This window comes from Streptomyces apocyni (assembly GCF_009739465.1).
GTDB classification, from domain to species: Bacteria; Actinomycetota; Actinomycetes; order Streptomycetales; family Streptomycetaceae; genus Streptomyces; species Streptomyces apocyni.
Genome location: NZ_WHOM01000039.1, coordinates 93,848 through 113,392, shown reverse-complemented (window position 1 = coordinate 113,392; position 19,545 = coordinate 93,848). Strand labels below are relative to the sequence as shown.

At 71.0% G+C, this 19,545-nt stretch carries 19 protein-coding genes; 3 read left to right on the top strand and 16 right to left on the bottom strand.

What is annotated here, in order from left to right; all coding sequences use genetic code 11:
• Positions 1-90: 90 nt before the first annotated feature.
• The 6 genes from GCN81_RS06590 to GCN81_RS06565 form a co-directional block, all read right to left on the bottom strand.
• A complete protein-coding gene (locus GCN81_RS06590; RefSeq protein ID WP_156722619.1) occupies positions 91-333 on the bottom strand; it encodes a hypothetical protein in 243 nt (80 codons plus the stop codon).
• The gene (locus GCN81_RS06585; RefSeq protein ID WP_156722617.1) at positions 330-644 is read right to left on the bottom strand and encodes a hypothetical protein; all 315 of its coding nucleotides are present in this window, start codon (positions 642-644) and stop codon (positions 330-332) included. The genes GCN81_RS06590 and GCN81_RS06585 overlap by 4 nt, the downstream gene beginning before the upstream one ends.
• A 109-nt stretch (positions 645-753) precedes the next feature.
• Entirely contained in the window at positions 754-1,287 is a 534-nt protein-coding gene (locus GCN81_RS06580) for a hypothetical protein (protein ID WP_156722615.1), read from the bottom strand.
• Positions 1,284-1,943, bottom strand: coding sequence for a DUF6907 domain-containing protein (locus GCN81_RS06575; protein ID WP_156722613.1), 660 nt, complete (start codon positions 1,941-1,943; stop codon positions 1,284-1,286). The genes GCN81_RS06580 and GCN81_RS06575 overlap by 4 nt, the downstream gene beginning before the upstream one ends.
• Before the next feature lie 19 nt (positions 1,944-1,962).
• The gene (locus GCN81_RS06570; RefSeq protein ID WP_156722611.1) at positions 1,963-2,301 is read right to left on the bottom strand and encodes a DNA-binding protein; all 339 of its coding nucleotides are present in this window, start codon (positions 2,299-2,301) and stop codon (positions 1,963-1,965) included.
• Positions 2,298-2,477 carry a helix-turn-helix transcriptional regulator gene (locus tag GCN81_RS06565; protein WP_156722610.1) on the bottom strand — a complete coding sequence of 60 codons (180 nt, stop codon included), beginning with the start codon at positions 2,475-2,477 and terminating at the stop codon, positions 2,298-2,300. Before GCN81_RS06565 ends, GCN81_RS06570 begins: the two co-directional genes overlap by 4 nt.
• 88 nt (positions 2,478-2,565) lie before the next feature.
• On the opposite strand from GCN81_RS06565, the gene GCN81_RS06560 reads away from it, so the two are divergent.
• From GCN81_RS06560 to GCN81_RS06550, 3 genes are read left to right on the top strand one after another with little or no spacing between them, the layout of a single operon-like run.
• Positions 2,566-3,294: a helix-turn-helix transcriptional regulator gene (locus GCN81_RS06560; RefSeq protein ID WP_197287506.1), complete on the top strand. Its 729-nt coding sequence runs from the start codon at positions 2,566-2,568 to the stop codon at positions 3,292-3,294.
• Positions 3,295-3,329: 35 nt separating this feature from the next.
• Complete coding sequence (locus tag GCN81_RS06555) at positions 3,330-4,916, top strand: site-specific integrase (RefSeq protein WP_156722606.1); 1,587 nt, start codon at positions 3,330-3,332, stop codon at positions 4,914-4,916.
• Between the two features lie 9 nt (positions 4,917-4,925).
• Positions 4,926-5,453: a hypothetical protein gene (locus tag GCN81_RS06550; protein WP_156722604.1), complete on the top strand. Its 528-nt coding sequence runs from the start codon at positions 4,926-4,928 to the stop codon at positions 5,451-5,453.
• 498 nt (positions 5,454-5,951) lie between these two features.
• Here GCN81_RS06550 and GCN81_RS06545 read toward each other — a convergent pair whose 3' ends face one another.
• From GCN81_RS06545 to GCN81_RS06500, 10 genes are all read right to left on the bottom strand, one after another.
• On the bottom strand, positions 5,952-6,692 hold the full coding sequence (locus tag GCN81_RS06545; protein ID WP_231626412.1) for a cupin domain-containing protein: 741 nt from the start codon (positions 6,690-6,692) through the stop codon (positions 5,952-5,954).
• Entirely contained in the window at positions 6,689-7,603 is a 915-nt protein-coding gene (locus GCN81_RS06540) for a DUF6807 domain-containing protein (RefSeq protein WP_156722600.1), read from the bottom strand. Before GCN81_RS06540 ends, GCN81_RS06545 begins: the two co-directional genes overlap by 4 nt.
• Complete coding sequence (locus GCN81_RS06535) at positions 7,600-8,709, bottom strand: Gfo/Idh/MocA family protein (protein ID WP_156722598.1); 1,110 nt, start codon at positions 8,707-8,709, stop codon at positions 7,600-7,602. Before GCN81_RS06535 ends, GCN81_RS06540 begins: the two co-directional genes overlap by 4 nt.
• A 164-nt stretch (positions 8,710-8,873) precedes the next feature.
• Complete coding sequence (locus GCN81_RS06530) at positions 8,874-10,976, bottom strand: SpoIIE family protein phosphatase (RefSeq protein WP_156722880.1); 2,103 nt, start codon at positions 10,974-10,976, stop codon at positions 8,874-8,876.
• Between the two features lie 246 nt (positions 10,977-11,222).
• On the bottom strand, positions 11,223-11,816 hold the full coding sequence (locus GCN81_RS06525) for a DUF998 domain-containing protein (RefSeq protein WP_156722596.1): 594 nt from the start codon (positions 11,814-11,816) through the stop codon (positions 11,223-11,225).
• Between the two features lie 168 nt (positions 11,817-11,984).
• Positions 11,985-13,670, bottom strand: coding sequence for a ribonuclease J (locus GCN81_RS06520; RefSeq protein WP_156722594.1), 1,686 nt, complete (start codon positions 13,668-13,670; stop codon positions 11,985-11,987).
• A gap of 72 nt (positions 13,671-13,742) precedes the next feature.
• Positions 13,743-15,362 (bottom strand): GAF domain-containing protein, encoded by a 1,620-nt coding sequence (locus GCN81_RS06515; protein ID WP_156722878.1) that lies wholly within the window; start codon positions 15,360-15,362, stop codon positions 13,743-13,745.
• Between the two features lie 75 nt (positions 15,363-15,437).
• On the bottom strand, positions 15,438-16,475 hold the full coding sequence (gene mreB, locus GCN81_RS06510; RefSeq protein WP_156722593.1) for a rod shape-determining protein: 1,038 nt from the start codon (positions 16,473-16,475) through the stop codon (positions 15,438-15,440).
• A gap of 197 nt (positions 16,476-16,672) precedes the next feature.
• Positions 16,673-18,019, bottom strand: coding sequence for a carboxyl transferase domain-containing protein (locus GCN81_RS06505; RefSeq protein ID WP_156722591.1), 1,347 nt, complete (start codon positions 18,017-18,019; stop codon positions 16,673-16,675).
• Positions 18,012-19,493, bottom strand: a complete 1,482-nt coding sequence (locus GCN81_RS06500; protein WP_231626411.1) for an acyl-CoA synthetase — start codon at positions 19,491-19,493, stop codon at positions 18,012-18,014. Before GCN81_RS06500 ends, GCN81_RS06505 begins: the two co-directional genes overlap by 8 nt.
• Positions 19,494-19,545: the final 52 nt, after the last annotated feature.

Genomic DNA, 19,545 nt, shown 5'->3' with positions numbered 1-19,545 from the left:
CTTCTACGAGCGGGGCCAGTGGTGTTCGTGAGTGCGCGTGCGGCCCCGGGCCAGGGGGGATGGCCCGGGGCCGCAGTGCGCTTCCCCGGGTCAGCCGGAGGGTTGCCGCTTGTTCTTGGCGACCTCTTCGCCGAGGGCGAAGAGGTCGCTGATCCAGCGCCGGACGGCGGCGTTCACCGCGTTCGGGGTGGGCTGTTCTGCGAGGTGCGCCCGGATCGATCCGAGGACGATCTCGTGACGGCCGCGCTCGGCGGCCCGCTTCAGGTACAGGTCGTCGGGGATGAGGCCGACGGGCTCGTCTGCCGGGCACTCGCCCGTGCTGTAGTCGGTCATCGGGTTCCTCCCACGAGCTGGGCGACGGACGCCACGATGTCGGTGGTGTGCCGGTCGCAGGCCGGGAAGTCGTAGCGGAGGTTCGGCCCCGAGAACGTGCTGACGACGTTCTTCGCCGTGGCCGGGCAGCCGGGGCAGCGGTAGCCGCGCTGGTTGTGGGGCGAGTTGGGCCCGTCGGGGCAGTCGCACCAGGTGCACTGTTCGCCGTTGGTGGCGGTGACCGCGACGGGGATGGTGCCCGGGTCCGTGGCCGCATCTCGGGCGGCGGCGAGGGCCTGGTCGGACAGGAACGTGTCGAGCGGGGTGTTCACGCCGCCTCCCTGATTGCTGCGGGCTGCTGGTGGATGAGTGCCCAGTACGGGTCGGTGGCCGGGCGGCCGGGGAGGTTGTCCCCGGCCGTCGCGGCGTTCGTCTGCGCGGTCATACGTGGGCCTTCAACACGCCCTCGACGACGTCGGCCAGGACGCCGTTGACGGTGTCAGCGAGCCACGTCACCTCGCGTTCGACGTTGCGCCCCTCCTGGGTGGCGGCGTCCGCGCAGGCTTCGAACAGTCGGCGCAGGTCCCCGCAGAGCAGGTCTCCGAGCCGCACGTTGTATAGGTCGCTGACCGTCGGTCGGACGGTCTCGCAGTGCGGGTCGTTGTGCTGGGCCTGTTGCCTGCCCCCGACCTGGACGTCCTCGAGGCCGAGGCGGGCGGCCTTGTAGATGTCGAGGGCGCGGACGCCGGGCGCCCGCTGGTCGCCGTTGTCCTGGGTGGCGTAGTCGAGGGAGCGGGCGGTGAGGATCTCGCGGATCTCGGTGCGGACGCTGTCGACGGTGACCGGCTCCAGCGAGGTGCAGCGGAGACAGGAGGCGCACAGGCCGTACGGGTGTCCGGCGTCGCCGGTGCGGACGACGACGCTCGGGGTGCCGTCGTAGACGCAGACGGATGTGGGGCGGCCGGTGGCGGTCATGCCGTCGCCTCCGCCTGCTGGGCGGTCATCTGGCGGTGCATGGCGCGCAGGCTGTCGGTGAACGCGGCCAGGTCGCCGATGACCTTGGTCAGATCGTCGGGGTCTAGGAGGACTCCGTTCCCGCCGGAGTTGAACGAGACGAGGGGCCCACCGATCGCGTCGTCGGCGTCGCCGAGCTCGGCGGACAGCAGCTCGTTGTGGTCGCAGTCCATGCCGTCGGGCAGGGGCAAGTCGACGTGGGGGCCGACGTGCTCGAAGTACGGCTCACCGCCGTCGCCGTCGTAGCGGAGGTTGGTGCACTGGCCGGGCTGGCACCACGGGTAGTGCCCGGGCGCGCGATCAGCGGCGGCCGTCTGGGTGACGTGCTCGGCCGCGTTCACGAGCGGGGTGAGCGGCTGGTGGTCGACGACGCGACCGATGATGACGTCGAGACAGGCGAAGAACTCGCGGAGACTCTCGTTGTCCTGCTTTCGGACTACCTCGGAGGCAGTCTCGTGGACCTGCCCGGTGGCGATCATCCGCCGGGCCTCGGTGATGATCGCGGGGGCAGCGTCCGACGCGGTGAGCGCGGCGACCACAGTGGTGATCAGCTGCGGCGAAATGCTGGGGCGCTGGTCAGACGGCGTGGCCGTTGACGCCTGTGCGATGCTGTGCATACGAGCTACTTCCGATCTCTTACTTGCTGGTAGGTGCGGACTCGCTCGACAGAGGCGACCCGGCTGGACCCCGGGTCGCTTCGTCGTTTCCGGCGACAGGCGTCCCCGACTGGACCTCGGGAACGACGCCGCTTTCCTCGGTCAGGCCGAGGAAGCTCAGAAGGTCGCTGCGCCGCGCGCGGAGCTGCTTACCGACCCGGATGACTGGGATAGGCAGGGCGTCCTCGCGGGCGAGCTGGTATGTGGTGGTGCGCCTGATGTCGAGTGCGGCGCCGAGGGTCGGCCAGACGTCGAACATCACCGGAAGCTCTAGGGCTTCGGCGGCCGACAGTGTCTTGCGGCGGCCTGCGGTGCTCATACGGACGCCTTCCGCTGGTCTTCGATCCACGCCGACACGTCTTCTTCGCGGTAGACGACTCGACGCCCCAGCCGGAAGGACGCTGGACCGGACCCGGTCCAGCGCCAGTGGCGCAGTGTGGCTACGGGGCGTCGCAGTTGCTCGGCCACCTCGGGCATGGTGAGCAAGCGGCACATACATCCTCCTGTTGTTGGAGTGTCACCGCTGAGAGCGTACTACAGGTCATGTGGCCTACCTACAACGTGGTGTTGTAGCTTGCTGTTTATGACAAGTGCTGAAGGCAGGCAGGGGCGATCGGCGGAGGCGCACTTCGCTCGACGGCTCCGGGTGATCCGCGAGACCCTCGGCCTGTCGCAGGCGGACTTGGCGAACCGGATCACGAAGGCGGGGATGTCGATGCCCCAGCAGACCGTTGCCCGCATCGAGTCAGGCAAGAGGTCGATTCGGCTCGATGAAGCAGGAATCATTTCGGACATCCTGCAAGTCACGCTTCAGGAAATGATGAGTGATCCAATCGAAGGATTGGCAGGCGATGAAGTGTCCATCGTCCTCGAAGACTCAGTGAACGAGCTGGTCGAGCTTGAGGAACTGATTTCCGCAAACTACGAACAGTTGGAGGAGTCCAAGGCTAGGGTCCGCGAACTGGAAGACGAACGTGCGACGCTCTTCCAAAGGAAGGCGCGGGAAGAGGTGCGCCTGGACGCATTGCATTCGGTGGGTGCGTATGGGCATCGATCTAGTCCGCGCCCCCCCGTTGGCACTCGTATCGCGGCAGCTCGCTTGTCTGCTGGCTACAACACCCTCGTCCTGGTGCTCAGGGCTGGTTTGGGGGCGGAGGCTGAGCCGACCCTGAAGGCCATCGAGCGAAATGACTTCTCTTCGCTCAGCGGCGACGAGGCCCACCAATACATCCGGAAGCTGGCCCATGCGCTCGATATGAACGGCGACGACCTTGCCACTCAATATGAGACTGAGCGATCCGAGGACGAGTAACCGCGAGGCAGCGAGCGACGGAGGAGGATAAGCGTATGCCCGCATCTCGCCGCGCTGGCGGCATCAGTAAGCGGTGTGAGTGCCGCAGCCCGGACGGCAAGCTGCTCGGCAAGACGTGCCCGCAGCTGTCGAAGAAGAACCACGGCGCGGTGCAGCTGCGCCAGGAACTCCCGCTCGACGCCGACGGCAAGCGGCGGCCGTTCCGGCGCACCGGGTACGCCAAGGTGACGGACGCGCAGAGCGACCTGTCGAAGCTGCAGGCCATCCTCGATCTGCCCGGCGACGACGAGGACGCGGCCCGACGCGTCGGCGACCTCCTGCAGAACGTCATGCGCGACCGCCTCGACATACCCGAGGCCGCCGAGGTATCCCGCCGCATAGGCGTCGGCGTGCCCCTCGACGGGGCGATGACCGTGGGGGAGTGGCTCGATACCTGGGTCGAGTCGAAGAAGACCCGCAAGACCACCACCAACGGCTATCGCTCCCACATACGCGTGCACCTGAAGCCGGGCGTCGGCCACTACCGGCTCGACCGCTTTAACGTCGGCCACGGGCAGGAGTTCTTCGACGCGATCGACGACGCCAACGAGGTCGTCGCCGCCGAGAACCAGGCCCGCCGCGAGCAGGAAGCCCGCTGCAAGTGGGGCAAGAACTCCCGGCCACCGGCCGCCGAGTCCGCGCGCCTGGCGCTCGAGCGGGAGAAGCTCGCCGAGATGCCGCCGTACCGGCTCATCACCGGCCCGGCTACGAAGCAGCGCATCCGGGCGACGCTGCGGACTGCGCTGAACGCGGCGATCCGCCGTCAGCTCATCACCTTCAACCCGGCCGCGTGGGTCGAGCTCGATTCCGGGAAGCGGCCGAAGGCTGTGCTGTGGACCGACCTGCATGTCGAGCACTGGCGGAAGACCGGCGAGAAGCCGAGCCCGGTCATGGTGTGGACGCCGCAGCAGATCGGCGCGTTCCTGGATGAGGCCGAGTCGGACCGGCTGTACGCGTTCTTCCACCTGATCGCGTTCCGGGGGCTGCGGCGCGGTGAGGGCGTCGGCCAGGACTGGGTGAACGTCGACCTCGACGGGCAGGCCATCACCATCGCCAAGACCATCATCACGGACGGCTGGACGCCCACGGAGTCCCTGCCGAAGACCGACGGGGCCGCGGCCACCATCGCGCTGGACTCGGTCAACGTGGGTGTACTGCGCGAGCACCGGGCGCGGCAGCTGGCGGAGCGCGACACATGGAACGCGGAGGCCAAGCAGGAGCGGGCCGACGGCAAGGACGTCGCGGACTGGGTGGACACGGGCAAGGTGTTCGTGGACCTGGACGGCAGCTGGCTGCACCCAGAGAAGGTGTCGGACGCGTTCCGCCGGATCTGCAAGCAGGCGGACCTGCCCCCGATCAACCTGCGGGACCTCAGGCACTGCGCGGCCACCCTCATTCACGCGGGCGGCGGGGACCTGCACGCCATCAAGGAGACGCTGCGGCATTCCACGATCAAGCTGGCGTCGGACACGTACACGTCTCTCCTGAAGGAGGTTGATCTGGAGATCGCGGAGAAGGCGGCGGCGATCGTGCCCAGGGCACGCAGGCCGAGGTACGGGGCTGCCCTCACACCAAACGCCTAGAGTGCGCGCATGGCTGAAGCTACGCCCGACATGCTTACGATCGCCCTCACAGGCTTCCACGCCGCCAGGGAGCGGTATCGCCAAGATCTCACCGTCGGCCACGACGAGGAACAGCTGATCATCCACGCGATGGAGGTCGTCTACTGGTCGTGCACCCTCGACGAGCAGCTCGCCAAAAGGGACGCCTGGTATGAGATGTGCAGCGAGTACGGTCGGCGGATTATGCACGGCACCCGACATGCCCGGAACGCCGCGACCCACCAACTACCCATGTTCTTGCAGAAGACCGAGGGGGCACAGTGGCCTGTGACCTTCCCCTTCCGGTTCGAGGAAGTGCGATGGATCCGCGCGGACGAACTCCCGGAATTCGACCGGGAGAGTCGGCGACAGCGTGAGAACTACGTCCAGTATCTGCAGGGTCAACCGGTCCGTCACACCGTGGACGAGATTGCGAACTGGTTCGCCGCCGAGCAGAACCGGACGGGTTCCCCCCTGAACACGAAGCCGTGGGGGGACAGTGGCGAGACGGTAGACTGAAGCTGGACATGCAGGCCCCCTTCACCGCAGGTAGAGGGGGCCTTTCTGCTGGCCCGCTGCTGGCCCGAACGCTCCGGAACGCGCCGATTCGAAGCGATACGCGACAGCATCAAGGCGCGGTTGCGTCGCGGCTGACTGGCCTGATGAGCAGGCGCTTTCGGCAGAATCCGACACAGGGCGGTATGGCCCGTAACTAGGCAGTAGTCCGCTCCCGAAGACTCATAATCCGTCGGCCGTGGGTTCGAGTCCCACCCGCCCCACTCTTCGCCCCGGGTGCAGAAACGATCTGACCTGGGGCTTTAGGTGGAATCTGGGCGGGAGCCACGGTGTTGGTTCCCATGGCCCCCGTGTGTGTTCCAGGTCGCTAGTCCGGTCCGGTCTGTAGCTGGGGCCGCTGCTGATCGCTTGGTGACTGGTGTTGATCAGCCGGTCAAGGGCGAATCGGTGACGACCCCCGGGAAGGCTCGCCCCAGGAACACGGGGAGGCGTGGCGCCCCGTCACGCCCCGCCGCTCGGTGGCGTGCTGTTGCCCGGAGCGTACGTGTCGCGGTGTCCGCACATGCCGTAGCCGCCGCGCTGGGTGGGCTCGGCCTGGTACGCGTCAGCGGCCGCCAGGTAGGCGGGGTCGCCCGACTCCAGAGCGTCCAGGTGGGCGCCGGTGCGTTCCGCCGCGGCCAGGGCGCCCGCCCGCCAGCGGGCGCGCCAGGCGGGGACCTTGCCGCGGACCAGGCGGGCGGCGGAGCGCTGGAAGGCGAGGTACGGGGCCGGGTCGCCCTGCCAGAGAGCCTCGCGCAGGGGGAGGTAGCCCTCGACGGCGAGGTCGCGGCGGCGCCGGGCGGCCTGCTCCGTGTCCGGGCCGGTGCCCGGGGGCAGCGCCGTGGCCGCCGCGTACCGCTCGGGGTCGGCCAGCACTTCGGGCGGAAAGGTGAAGACGGCGTCGCCGGCTTCCGGCAGGCCGCTGTTCTGCATCAGCACGGTCACCCGCAGACCCTCGCCCTGCACCATGCGGTGCACCGTGCCCGGGGTGAACCACGCGACGGATCCGGGCTCCAGCCGGGTCTCCCGGTAGCCGGCGGGGGTGAGGGTCTGCACCGTGCCGCGGCCACCCGTGACGACGTACGCCTCCGTGCAGGCCAGGTGCAGGTGCGGGCTGCCACCGCACACTCCGTCCGCCGCTTCCCAGTCGTAGGGGATCAGGTGCGACAGGCCGACCGCCCCCGGCAGTGGGTGCGGGCTCACCACGGCAGATCCTTCAGGTGGGCCGCGACCCGGTCGCGGTCCCAGACGCCGTCGGCGACCACCACCCGGTAGCGGTAGGCGAAGGAAGCCCCCGGTGGAAGGGCGAACTCCGCGAAGAAGGCCCACGAGAACGCCACGGTCGGGATCGGCTCGGACCGCACGAACCAGTGAGAGGGGTGGATCGCGACGGACGGGTCGAGGTTCTCCGGGGCGTGGGCGAAGACGAGCGTCGAGTGCGCGTCGACGGCGTCACGTTCCGCGGTGAAGGCCAGCCATTCCGTCCGCGTGCCCATCAGGGACCCGGCGTCCGCCGGGCCGAAGACGGTGCCGCCGGTGAAGTCGCGCGGGCCCCGCCACTGCAACCCCGTGTAACCAGCCATCTCCCGCCCCGCTGTGGTCGGTGAGCCGAAGCGCAGCGGCTCGTCACGGAGGTTGGTGAGGCGGATGGTCCAGTCGAGGGCCCAGGAGCCGGCCTCGGCGTCGACCGAGTGGACCAGCAGACCGCGCCGCTCGCGGGCCCACTCCTCGCCGTCGCGGGCGATCCAGGTGAGATTTTCAGTCAGTCCGGCGCGGTGGTCCTCGGCCGTCAGGACGGGGAAGCCGTCGTGCCGCATCGAGCCGATCCGCTCGGGCAGTTCCTGGTACCCCGAGCCGGGAACGTAACTGTTGCCGCCCCAGAAGTTCTGCCCCGACAGATGACTGGCCGTCATCTGCAGGCCCTTGTGCCAGCGGTGGTCGCTGGGCCGGTATCCGGTGACCGTGTGCCCGGCGAGGGTGCGCAACGGGTGGACGTACGGCTTGGGCGACTCGAAGGCGACCGGATCGGGCCGGTAGACGTACCGCAGCAGCTCGACACCGCGGAAACCGACCGCGATGTGCTCTCCGTGGGCGTGGGTGAACTGGACGCTCATCGAGCGGGACTCCATTCGGAATGGCCGCCGTGCATGACCGCGTAGTACGGGTCACCGGGAGCGATCTCGCCCGCGCGCACCGCTGTCCCCAGGAAGGCCGCCTTGTACAGGGCGGCGGCGAACTCCAGGGTCGTGCGCGCCTCGTCGCCGCTGCCCGGGGGACGGAGGCCCCGCTCGAGGGCGTCCAGAACGACGCCGAGCTGGGCGGTGTGCGAGCTGGGCACATCGGCGTCGGGCGTCCGCCAGGCGGCGGCGCGCTGGGGCGGGACGTGCGGGGCGGCGGTGTAGACCCAGTTGTCGTTGCTGTGGCCGTACAGGTGGGTGAGTTCGACGGTCGCCTCGGCGCAGTCGACGCGGATACGGCTTACCTCGTGCGGCGACACGACGCTGTTGACAACCGTGGCGAGGGCGCCGTTGGCGAAGCGCACCAGCGCCGTGGAGACGTCCTCGCTCTCGGTGTCGTGGACCAGCCGGGACGCCATGGCGCGTACCTCGGTCCAGTCGCCGAGCAGATGGAGCAGCAGGTCGTACTGGTGGATGCCGTGGCCCATGGTCGGACCGCCGCCCTCGGTGTCCCAGCGACCGCGCCACGGGACCGCGTAGTAGGCGTGATCGCGGTGCCACGTCGTCTGGCAGTGCGCGACCAGTGGGGCGCCCAGCTCACCGCGGGCGATGAGGCCGCGAGCGTGGACGGCGCCGGAACCGTAGCGGTGCTGGAAGACCACGGAAGCGTACGCGCCCGAGTCCCGCTCCGCCGCGGCGATCGCGTCGTACTCGGCGAGCGACAGGCACAGCGGCTTCTCGCACAACACCCAGGAGCCCGCCGCGAGCGCGGCCACCGTCTGCTCACGATGCAGAGCCGGCGGCGTACCGATCAGGACGAGATCGGGACGCTCCACGTCGAGCATCCCGCCGAGCGAGGTGTACCCGGCGACACCCCCTCCTGCCCGGCCACGGAACGCGGCAAGCCGTTCCGTGTCCACATCGACGGCCGCGACCAGCTCCACCCGGTCGGAGTGGGCCCGCAGGGCGGACAGATGTCCGCCACTCGCGATCGCGCCCGTGCCGACGACAGCCACGCGTGCTCGACGAGGCTGGACTGACATACACCGGCTCCTCAAGAGGCCCGAAGCGGACGGTAGAAAGCGCTTGCGTACGCGGTGACCCTAGGTGGCGAGTGGCACGGCCGCAAGCCCTCGGGCGTGGGACCCGCGGGGCAGGGCCGACCACCGCACGTCGTCGGCTCACACCGCGCGGCCAGCCACCCGTCTCAGTCGCCCGTGGGCGGTGGTCCGGTGCGCAGCAGGAGTACGGCGATGTCGTCGGTGTAGTGGGCGGTGGGGCGGGCGTGGTGGAGGAGGGCGTCGATGAGGCGGTCGAGACTGTGACCGCTGTGCTGGGCGAGGTGGCGGGCGAGGCTGTTGGCGGCCTGGTCGGGGTCGGTGCCGGGGGCTTCGGTGAGACCGTCGGTGTAGAGGGCGAGGGTGGTGCCCGGGGGGAGTGGATGCGTGGTGAGCGGATAGGCGAGGCCGGGGTCGATGCCGAGCAGGGGGCCGGGGTCGAGTTCCATGACGCCAGGCGGCATGGCGGGGTGGTGCACGAGCGGCGGCGGGTGGCCCGCGCTGGCCAGGACGACTTCCTGGCGGGCGAGGTCGATGTGCGCGTACAGACAGGAGACGAGAAGGTCGGATTCCAGATCGGCAAGGACCTGGTTGGTCCGGACCAGGACCTGGTCGGGCGGGGCGCCGGCGGCGGCGTGGATCGCGGTGCGCACCTGGCCCATGAGGGCGGCGGCCGGCACGTTGTGGCCCTGGACGTCGCCGATGACGGCTGCGGCGGTGGTGGCGTCGATGCGGATGACGTCGTAGAAATCACCTCCGATGTCCATGCCATGGCTGGCGGGCAGGTACCGCGCGGCGCTCTCCAAGCCCGGCAGGGAGGGCAGGCTGCGAGGAAGGAGAGCCTGCTGAAGGCCTCGGGCGAGGTCCCGGGTGGCGTCGTAGAGCCTGGCACGGTCCAGGGCCTGGGCGATCAGTCCGGCCAGCGACGTCAGTACGGCGCGCTCGTCCGCGTTGAAGGCGTGGGGCTCGTCGTAGGAGAGGATGCAGCAGCCGACGGGGCGGCCGGAGACGACCAGTGGCAGGAAGGCCCATGCCTGCTTGCCGCTGATCCGCGGCGCCCTGGGGTAGCGGCGAGCCATCTCACTGGGGCTGGCGAAGAAGGAGGGGGTGCCGTCGGTGAGAGCCTGCCCGGCGGGTGTGAGGTCGGTGTCGAGTGGCAGGCCGTCGAGTCGGTCGATCGTCCGCTGGTCATAACCATGATGCCCGGTGATCTTCAGGCGGCCGGCGTCGGCGGCCGACAGCACCAGGCCGTCGGCGCCGAAGGCGGGCAGTACTTGGTCGGCGATGAGTTCGACGACGTCGCGAACGGCGACCGTCTCGGTCAACGCGGCTGCCAGGTGCACCAGCTGATACAGGCGCCCGACCTGTGGGGGGCTCGTAGCCGCGGCACCGGTGGAACGCGACGCCCGGCCGGGCACGGGCCGGTCGCTTTCGGGTGCCGTGGTGCGGGTGATACGAACGCTGATGCCGCTGACGTCCGGGTAGAGCTGGAAGTCCAGCCAGGTGTCCGGGGGACGCAGGGCGGTGAAGGTGACCGGCTCACGGCTGATGACGGCGGTGCGGTAGTGGTCCTCGACATGGGTGTCGTCCAGCCAGGGGAGGGACTGCCAGGGCCGGGTGCCCAGCAGCCGTCCCGCATCGACGCCGAGCAGCGATTCCGCCGAGGCGGTCAGGAAGGTGATCCGGCCCTGGAGGTCCAGGGCCACCGCTCCTTCGGGCAGGCGCTCGATGTAGTCCGCGGCGGCCTGTGGCGCCTGTCCGCCGTACCGGCGGGCGACCGCGTCGGCCGGAATGAGCCGAGGGTGCTCCGGTACCGCAGGCGGTACGACGGCCTCGTCCAGGACGCGAGCGACGCGCCGGGCCGCGGCGCCGATGTGGCCCCGCTCGCGTGCGGTGGCGTTGGCGGGGTGACTGGCGGGCCACAGCAGTACCAGCGCGCCCCAGCACCGGGCACGGCCCTGCAGTGGGGCCGCGGCGAGCGTGAACCGGTAGGGCAGGGTTGCCGCGGTGCGGGGATAGGCGCGGGCCATGTCGTCCTGGGATCCCACCCACACCAGACGGTCCTCGCGGACCGCGTCACTCACCGGCACGGGCGCGCCCAGCGGCACTCGCCGCCACGGCCACGCCACCTCTGCCGGGACGCCGCACAGCACCACAAGCGCCAGGACCTGGGCGGTCTCGTCCAGCAGGTAGATCCCGCCCGCGGAAGCCCCGGTACGGCGCATGGTGTCGGTCAGCGCGTCGTCCAGCATCCCCACGGCTTGTCTCTCACCCCGGCTGGACACCACACATCCCCATCCACGAGGACGGGCAACGACGGAGGGGAATTACCTGACATCCATCACATGTGTCCCTCATATATTGCGACGATACGCCGATACTCCGCGTGATCAGGGAAGCGCGGCCAGTCGGCGCGGGGTGCTCCCGGTCTCTTCCGCACCCTCCGCACCCTCCGCCACCGCTCACCAGCCGCGCCTGCCGACGCCGCCGACAGACGGCTACGCCGCAGCCCTCGGGCGGCTGCGCTGGCAGGAGGCCACCACCACGAAGGGCCACGCCGTCTGAGCGGTCGTCAGGACGCGTTCGGCCACTCCGGCGGCTCCTGGGCGGTGCAGTTCGACGAGGAACCACACCGCGCCGACTCCCATCAGCACACACACCGCGATCGACAACGCGGGCTGGAGTCCCCACGGCGCGGCTCCGCCGCGATCCGCTGCCAGGACGGGCCACAGTGTCAGGAGAGCGAATCCGATCCCGGCCACCCAACCGTGCACTACGGAGCCCCCGCTACTCGGAACCGGGGACAGTGCCATCCCGATCACCGCCACCCCGCCGCAGCCGAGCGCCACCCTCCCGGCGGGCGCGGCCGCGCGCAGCCCCCAGGCGGTGATGAGGTGACAGACCCCCAGCGCCACCAGTGCCCCGGTCAACACCGAGCGTCCGGCGGCTCCGTCAGCCGCCATGACACTGATGGTCTCCGTCGCCGGGTCGTAGCTGGGCCCCTGGAGCATGGCCGCGACCGTCCAGCCGCCGACCAACAGGAGAGGCGCGCACCCGGACGAGAGCACGGCCCACCAAGGTACAAACCTCATCAAGCCACCATAAATACCCGCGTCTCTGACGGAGGGTGCCACACCGCACGGTGAGGTGACGGCGGGGTGGCGGCGGGGTGACGGCGCGGCGGTGACGGGCTGGTGACGGGGTGGGGGACGCGGGCCCCGTGGGGGCGGCCCTGGGTCGTCCCACCCCGTGGGCAGGGGTCAGGCGTCGATGATCACCGGGATGATCAGCGGCTTGCGGCGGTGGGTGCGGAAGGCCCAGTTCGCCACCGCGCGGGCGATCAGCTGCTCGAGCTGGTGCGCGTCTCCCACGCCCTCCTCGGCCGCGGCCGCCAGGGTCTTCTCGATCACCGGGATGACCGGCTCGAAGGTCGAGTCGTCGTGGACGAACCCGCGGGCCAGGAAGTCCGGCGCCTCGGCCAGGGCCCCGGTGTCCGCGTCGACGATAGCGACGACGGTTACGACGCCCTCCTCGGCGAGGGTGACACGGTCCTTGAGGGACGCCTCGGTGGCGCCGCCGACCGTCATCCCGTCCACGTAGACGTAGCCCGCGGGCACCTTGCCGGTGATGGACGCCCGGCCGTTGACCAGGTCGACGACGACGCCGTCCTCCGCGATCACCACGTTGTCCGCGTTGACGCCGGTCTTGATGGCCAGGTCGGCGTTGGCCTTCAGGTGCTTCCACTCGCCGTGCACCGGCATGACGTTGCGGGGCTTGACGATGTTGTAGCAGTAGACGAGCTCGCCGGCGCTCGCGTGTCCTGAGACGTGCACCTTGGCGTTGCCCTTGTGGACGACGTTCGCGCCCCAGCGGGTCAGGCCGTTGATCACGCGGTAGATCGCGGTCTCGTTGCCGGGGATCAGGGAGCTGGCCAGCAGCACCGTGTCGCCCTTGCCGATACGGATCATGTGGTCGCGGTTGGCCATCCGGGACAGCGCCGCCATCGGCTCGCCCTGGGACCCCGTACAGACCAGCGTGATCTTGTGATCCGGCAGCTTCTCCAGTTCCTTCAGGCTGACGACCAGCCCGGACGGCACATTCAGATAGCCGAGCTCACGGGCGATGCCCATATTGCGGACCATGGAGCGGCCCACGAAGGCGACCTTGCGGCCGTGCTGGTGGGCGGCGTCCAGGACCTGCTGGATGCGGTGCACATGGCTGGCGAAGCTGGAGACGATGACCCGGCGGGGCGCGGTGCGCAGCACATGCTCGATCGCGGGGTTCAGGTCGCGCTCGGAGGTGGTGAAGCCGGGCACCTCGGCGTTGGTGGAGTCGGTGAGGAAGAGGTCGACGCCCTCCTCGCCGAGCCGGGCGAAGGCGCGCAGGTCGGTGATGCGCTCGTCCAGCGGGAACTGGTCCATCTTGAAGTCGCCGGTGTGCAGCACCATTCCGGCGCCGGTACGGATGGCGACCGCGAGGCCGTCCGGAATGGAGTGGTTGACTGCCACGAACTCGCAGTCGAACGGGCCGAACCCGCGCCGGTCGCCCTCCTTCACCCGCGTCGTGCGCGGCCGGATGCCATGCTCCTTGAGCTTGGCCTCCAAGAACGCCAGGGTCAGCTTCGAGGCGACGACGGGGATGTCGCGCCGCTCCTTCAGCAGGTAAGGCACGGCCCCGATGTGGTCCTCGTGACCGTGGGTCAGTACGAGGGCGACGACATCGTCAAGGCGGTCGCGGATGGAGGTGAAGTCCGGCAGGATCACATCGACACCGGGCTGGTGCTCCTCGGGGAACAGCACCCCGCAGTCGACGATCAGCAGCTTGCCCGCGTACTCGAATACGGTCATGTTGCGGCCGATCTCCCCGAGGCCGCCGAGGGCGACCACCCTCAGGCCTCCTTCGGGCAGGGGAGGGGCGGCTTTTAGCTCTGGATGCGGATGACTCATACCGCGACGCTACCGGAGGGTCGCATCGAGTGACGCGTTGCTGCTGCGAACGTTTGCTCCATGATGCCCGGCCTAGAGGGGGGACTGCCAGGTTTCGGTGGTGCCCAAGGTGCCCGAGGTGTCCGGAGTGCCCGGGTCCGAGGTGCCCGATGTGACCGGGGTGTCCGGGGCCGTGGCGTCCGATGTGCCCGGGGCCGTGGCGTCCGTGGACACTGTCAGGCGGACCCCGGCCCGGCCGTCCGGCAGGACCGCCTCGGCGTCCACGGCGATGTCGATCCGGGAGACCCGCGGACGCCGCGAGGCCGTGGTGAGCGCCCGGCGCAGGGCGGCCAGCAGCCGCGCGGCCGCCCGCTCACCGATCAGGCTGTCCACGGCCCCGGTGAACCGCGTGGACGGCTGGAACCCCAGCACCGCCGCGGCCCCGGCCGCCTCCCGCAGCACCTTGCTCCGGAAGCTGGTCGGCGCGTCGGCGGGCGGCTGCTGGAGAGCGAAGATCGCCGTACGGACCTCCTGGATGGTGGACTCCAGCTCGTCGACGGCCGCGCCGATCGTCTCCGCGACGCCCGCGTCCCCGCCCCCGCCCGCGTCCTGGGCCCGGCGCCGCGTGGACTCCAGCATCATGCCGGTGGCGAAGAGGCGCTGGATGACCAGGTCATGCAGATCGCGGGCGATGCGATCGCGGTCCTCGAACACCGCGAGCCGCTTACGGCTCTCCCGGCCGTCCGCCAGGACCAGCGCGAGCGCCGCCCCCGAGGCGAACTGGGTGGCGAGCTGGCGCTCCACCGCCGTATAGCCGCGGGCGCCACGGGTACGGGGCAGCGCCAGCGTGCCGATCAGACGGCCCCCGCTCTGCAACGGCAGCAGCATGCTCGGGCCGAAGCGTGACCGTACCGGCGTCGTCATCCGGGGGTCGGTCGCCGAGTCGTCGACGAACACCGCCTCGCCGCCCAGAAGCTGTTCGAGCACTGGGCTGCCGGGGGCGATGGTGGTGCCGACCAGGGCGCCCGGGTCGTCGTGCGTGGAGGCCGTCACGATCTCCATGCCGCCGTCGCCGGTCGGTTGCAGAATCACTCCGGCGGCGGCGTCCGCCAGCTTTCTGGCCTCTTCGGCGACGACCATCAGCGCGTCCGTGGGGGCTTCATGGCTGAGCAGGGCCGTGGTGACGGCGGCCGTGCCCTCGATCCACCGCTCCCGCTGGCGGGCCGTCTCGTACAGCAGGGCGTTGCCGATCGCGATACCGGCCTGTGCGGCCAGCACCCGCACCAGCTGCTCGTCCTCGGCCGTGAAGGGCCCCTCGCGCTTCTCGGCCAGATAGAGATTGCCGAAGACCTCGGAGCGGACCAGGACCGGGACCCCGAGGAAGCTGTGCATCTCGGGGTGGCCGTCCGGCATCCCGCAGGAGCGCGGGTCGGTGGTCAGATCGGCGACGCGCAGCGGCCGGGGGTCCCTGACCAGCGCGCCGAGCACCCCGGCGTTCCCGCACGGCAGTCGGCCGATCCGGGCCCGGGCCGCCGCGTCGATCCTCGCCGTGAACAGCTCGGTGACCCGGTCTCTTTCGGGACGGTCCGGGTCGATGACACCCAGCGCGCCGTACGTGGCGCCGGTCAGCTCCGTCGCGGCGTCCACCAGGTGCTGGAGTGTGGCCCGGAGCTCGAGGTTCGTACCGACGCCGATGACCGCTTCGAGCAGCATCGGCCCGCGCCGCGCCGCGGCCTCCACCGTGACCTGCCGCGACCCCGGCCCGTCACCCACGATGCGCCTGCCGGCTCAGTCGGTCAGCGGGTCCAGCTGCATCGGCTCCATCCGGCCCTCCAGCATGGCGCCGAGCCCCAGCACGGAACAGACATCCGGCCGCTCGGCGATGTTCACCGGCATCCCCGTGGCGTTCCGCAGCATCTGGTCGAGCCCCGGAAGCCGCGCGCTGCCACCGACCATCATGATGCCCCGGTCGACGAGATCGGCCACCAGATCGGGCGGGCAGTCCCGCAGCACTCTGCCGATGCCGTCCAGCACCGCGGTCAGCGGAGTGTGGATGGCATCCCGTACGGCGGCGGTGCGCACCTGCACCGAGCGGGCCAGACCGGTGGCCACGTCCCGCCCGTGGATCTCGGTCGACTCGGGCCCCTGCTGGGTCAGACCGTTGCCGCTGAGCGCGAGTTGCAGGGGCCGTACCGACTGGCTGGGCAGCATCAGCTCGTGATGCTGGCGCAGATGCTGCACCACGGCGTGGTCGATCGCGTCGCCGCCCACCGGAACCCGGTCGGCCGTCACGATCGCCCCCATCGACAGCACAGCGACCTGCGTGGTCGCGGCCCCGCACACGATGATCATCGTGGCTTCCGGCCGCTCCACCGGCATCCCGCAGCCGACCGCGGCGGCGATCAGTGTGTCCACCAGCTCGACCCGGTGGGCGCCCAGGCCGATCAGGGTCTCGGTCGCGGCGCGCTGTGCCAGCGGATCGGCGTCGTGCGGGACACAGGCGGCGGCCCGCAGCCGCGGCTTGCGGCGCAGCGTACGGCGGAGCTTCTCGCCGATCAGCTGCCGCAGCATGCGCTGCGCCATGTCGATATCGACGACGGTGCCGCCGTTCACCGGCCGTACGACACGGATATAGGCGGGAGTACGCCCCGTCATCCGCTCCGCGAACTCACCGACCGCGATCAGGGCGCCGGTACGGGTGTTGACCGCGGCGACACTCGGCTCGTCGACCACGAGACCGACGCCCTTCACGAACACCCGGGTCCTGGCGGCCCCCAGGTCGACGGCGACATGGCAGCGACGCAGCTGATCAAGGCTGACGGTCATGGCAGATCCTCCCGAGAGCGCAGACCGTGCGGAGCCGCCGGGTGGCGGTCCTTTTCTCATCGTGCGCGCGGGGCGCGGGATGCGCGCGCTGGAGTGTGCCGGGCGGGTGGTCGTACGCACTGCCAGGGCGTCCTGGCGGGTGTCCTGGCAGGTCCTGACAGTGCGTCGGGAGGGAGTGGGCCGGGGCGTGCGCGCCGTCAGGCTGAGACCAGGCCTCGGACGACGCCGAGTTCGACCAGGTCCTGCGGGCGTAGCCGGAGGTCGTCGGCCGTCGACCGGATTTCGGACACGTCGCGCTTGAGGATGGCCGCCGCCAGCTCCGGGGCGATGACGGAGAAGTAGCTGTCCGGCGTGGCCCAGGTGTTGTCCGGTGCCGCCAGCGCCAGTGCGCCCCCCGAACCGCCCTCGCCGATGACCAGCGTCGTCACCGGTACGGAGCACTCGGCGACCGCGGCGAACAGGTCGGCGATCGCCGCGCCCGCGCCCGCCCGCTCCGCCGCCGCGTCGTTCGCGGCACCCGGTGTGTCGACCAGGGTGAGCACCGGGATACGAAGGCGTTCCGCGAGCCGGATCAGGCGGGCCGCGGTCCGATAGCCGGACGGCCGCGTCGCGGTCCCGCACTGGGCCGCGTACGCGATCGTCCGGCCCTCGCGCAGCCCGAAGCCGCAGAGCATCCCCGGGTCGGCGCCTGAGCAGCGGTCGCCCTGGATCGGGGCGCGCTCGGCGAAGTACGCGTCCAGGTAGGCGGGGGCACGCGGGCGTTCCGCCGCGCGGGTGCGCTGGACCGCGTCCCAGCCGGTGGCGGGCAGGTCGCTACGGCCAAGCGCGGCGGGCGGATCGGCCGCCACCGGCGGCGCGGAACCGGGCGCGGCGCCTCCCGTCAGCAGGGCCAGCCGCAGCGCCAGTGCCGCGCGCAGCTCCCCATGCCGTACGACGGCGTCGATATGGCCCGCGCTGAACTGGGACTCCGCCGTGTACGCCACCGGGTCGGCGTCGGCCGGGCGGACCCGGGAGCCCGCGAAGCCGACCTGGGCCCCGCGCAGCGCGAGCACCACATCGGCTCCCGCGCCCAGGGTGGCCCAGCCGCCCCCGGTGGCCGGGTCGCGCAGGACGGCGATCTGCGGCAGCCCGGCCGCCCGGGTCAGCGCCGACTCCCGGGCCACGCGCTGGAGTTGGGCCAGCGCCCGCATCCCCTCCTGCATTCGGCTGCCGCCCGTGGCGATCAGCGAGACGACGGGCAGCCGGTGCTCGCGCGCGTACCGGTGGGCCGCCTCCAGCCGGTCACCGGTGCGCTCGCCGAGCGAGCCGCCGAGAAAGCCGAACTCGAAGGACACCAGCGCCAGGGCGCGGCCCGCCAGCTCCGCCCTACCGCAGACGACGGACTCCTGTTCGCCGGTGCGCTGGGCCGCGCGGGCGCGCGAGTCGTCGTAGCCCGGCCAGTCGATCGGGCCGTTCTCCTTGCGGACGCCGTCGTCCGCCGCGAACTCAGTGAAGGCGTCCGACACTTCGGCGATCGCCTCGCGGGCGGTCATACGGTCAGCCACCGAGACCACCGCCCAGGGCGCGCTTCATGACCTTGCCCATGTCGTTACGGGGGAGCGCGTCGAGCTGCCGCACCACGCGGGGGCGCTTGTGCGGGGCGAGCTGCGCCGCCACATGGGCGGCCAACTCCTCCTCCCCGGGTGGCCGTTCGGGGTCGGCGGGGACGATCCATGCGATGATCCGCTCGCCCAGGTCGGGGTCCGGCTCACCGGTGACGGCCACCTCCCGTACGCCCGGGTGGTCGAGCAGCGCGTTCTCGATCTCGCCCGCGCCGATCTTGTAGCCGCCGCTCTTGATGAGGTCGGTCGCCTTGCGCCCCACGATGCGTACCGAGCCGTCGGGGTCGCGCAGGGCCATGTCGCCCGTACGGAACCAGCCGTCGGCGGTGAAGGCGTCGGCGGTCGCGTCCGGCCGGTTCAAGTACTCCGTGAACAGGTTCGGGCCCCGCACCTGGATCTCTCCGATGGCCTCCGGACCCGCGGCGACGGCGTCCCCCGCCTCGTCGACCAGCCGCAGTTCGACCCCGCGCAGCGGCACCCCCACGGTCCCGGCCCGGGCCTCACCCGCAGCGTCACCTTCACCGTTGGCCCGGACACCGACCCGGGACGAACACAGCATGAGGGTCTCGGTCATCCCGTACCGCTCGATGACCCGCCGACCGGTGGCCGCCGCGATCCGCTCATGGTCGTGCACGGGCAGCGCGGCCGATCCGGACACCAGCAGCCGCGCCCCAGACAGAGCCTTGGCCAGCTCACTGTCAGCGTCAACGTCGAGCGTCTCGGCGATCCGGTGGTACATCGTCGGCACGCCGAACAGCATCGTCGCCCCGTCGCGCAGCTCCCGCGCCACCCCCTGGGTGGTGAACCGGCCGAGGTGACGCACCTCGCCGCCCCGCCGCAGCGGCCCGAGGATGCCGAGGATCAGCCCGTGCACATGGAAGAGGGGCAGCGCGTGGACGAGTACGTCGTCGGCGGTCCACTGCCAGGCGTCCTCCAGAGCGTCCAGCGTCGCGGCGATGGCACGGCGCGGCAGTACGGCGCCCTTGGGCGGGCCGGTCGTACCGGAGGTGTAGACGATCAGGGCGGGGGACGCGGGGTCCGGCTCGGCGGGCAGCGGAGCGCTGGTCCCGGGGGCGGCGACCGTGACCTCCAGACGCTCCAACGCCCCCAGCGCCTGAGGGAGTACCTCGCCCGGAGCGGCGAGTACGGCCCTCGGCGCGCTGTCGGCCAGAATGTGCCCCAGCTCCCGCTCCCCGCTCTTCGGGTTCAGCGGCACGGCCGGAACCCCGGCCAGCAGCGCGGCCACCACACCGACCGCCGTCTCCAGTGTCGGCGTCGCCCATACGGCGACCCGGTGCTCCCGGTCCAGCCGTACGGCCAGCGCCCCGGCCACGGCGGCCAGCTCCGCGTACGTCAGCGAGCGCTCACCGAAGCGCAGCGCCGACCGGTCGCCGCCGGTGGCGGTTCCCGGGAACAAGCCCGGGAACAAGCCCGGGAACAAGGGGGACGGGGAGGGGAGGGAGCTCAAG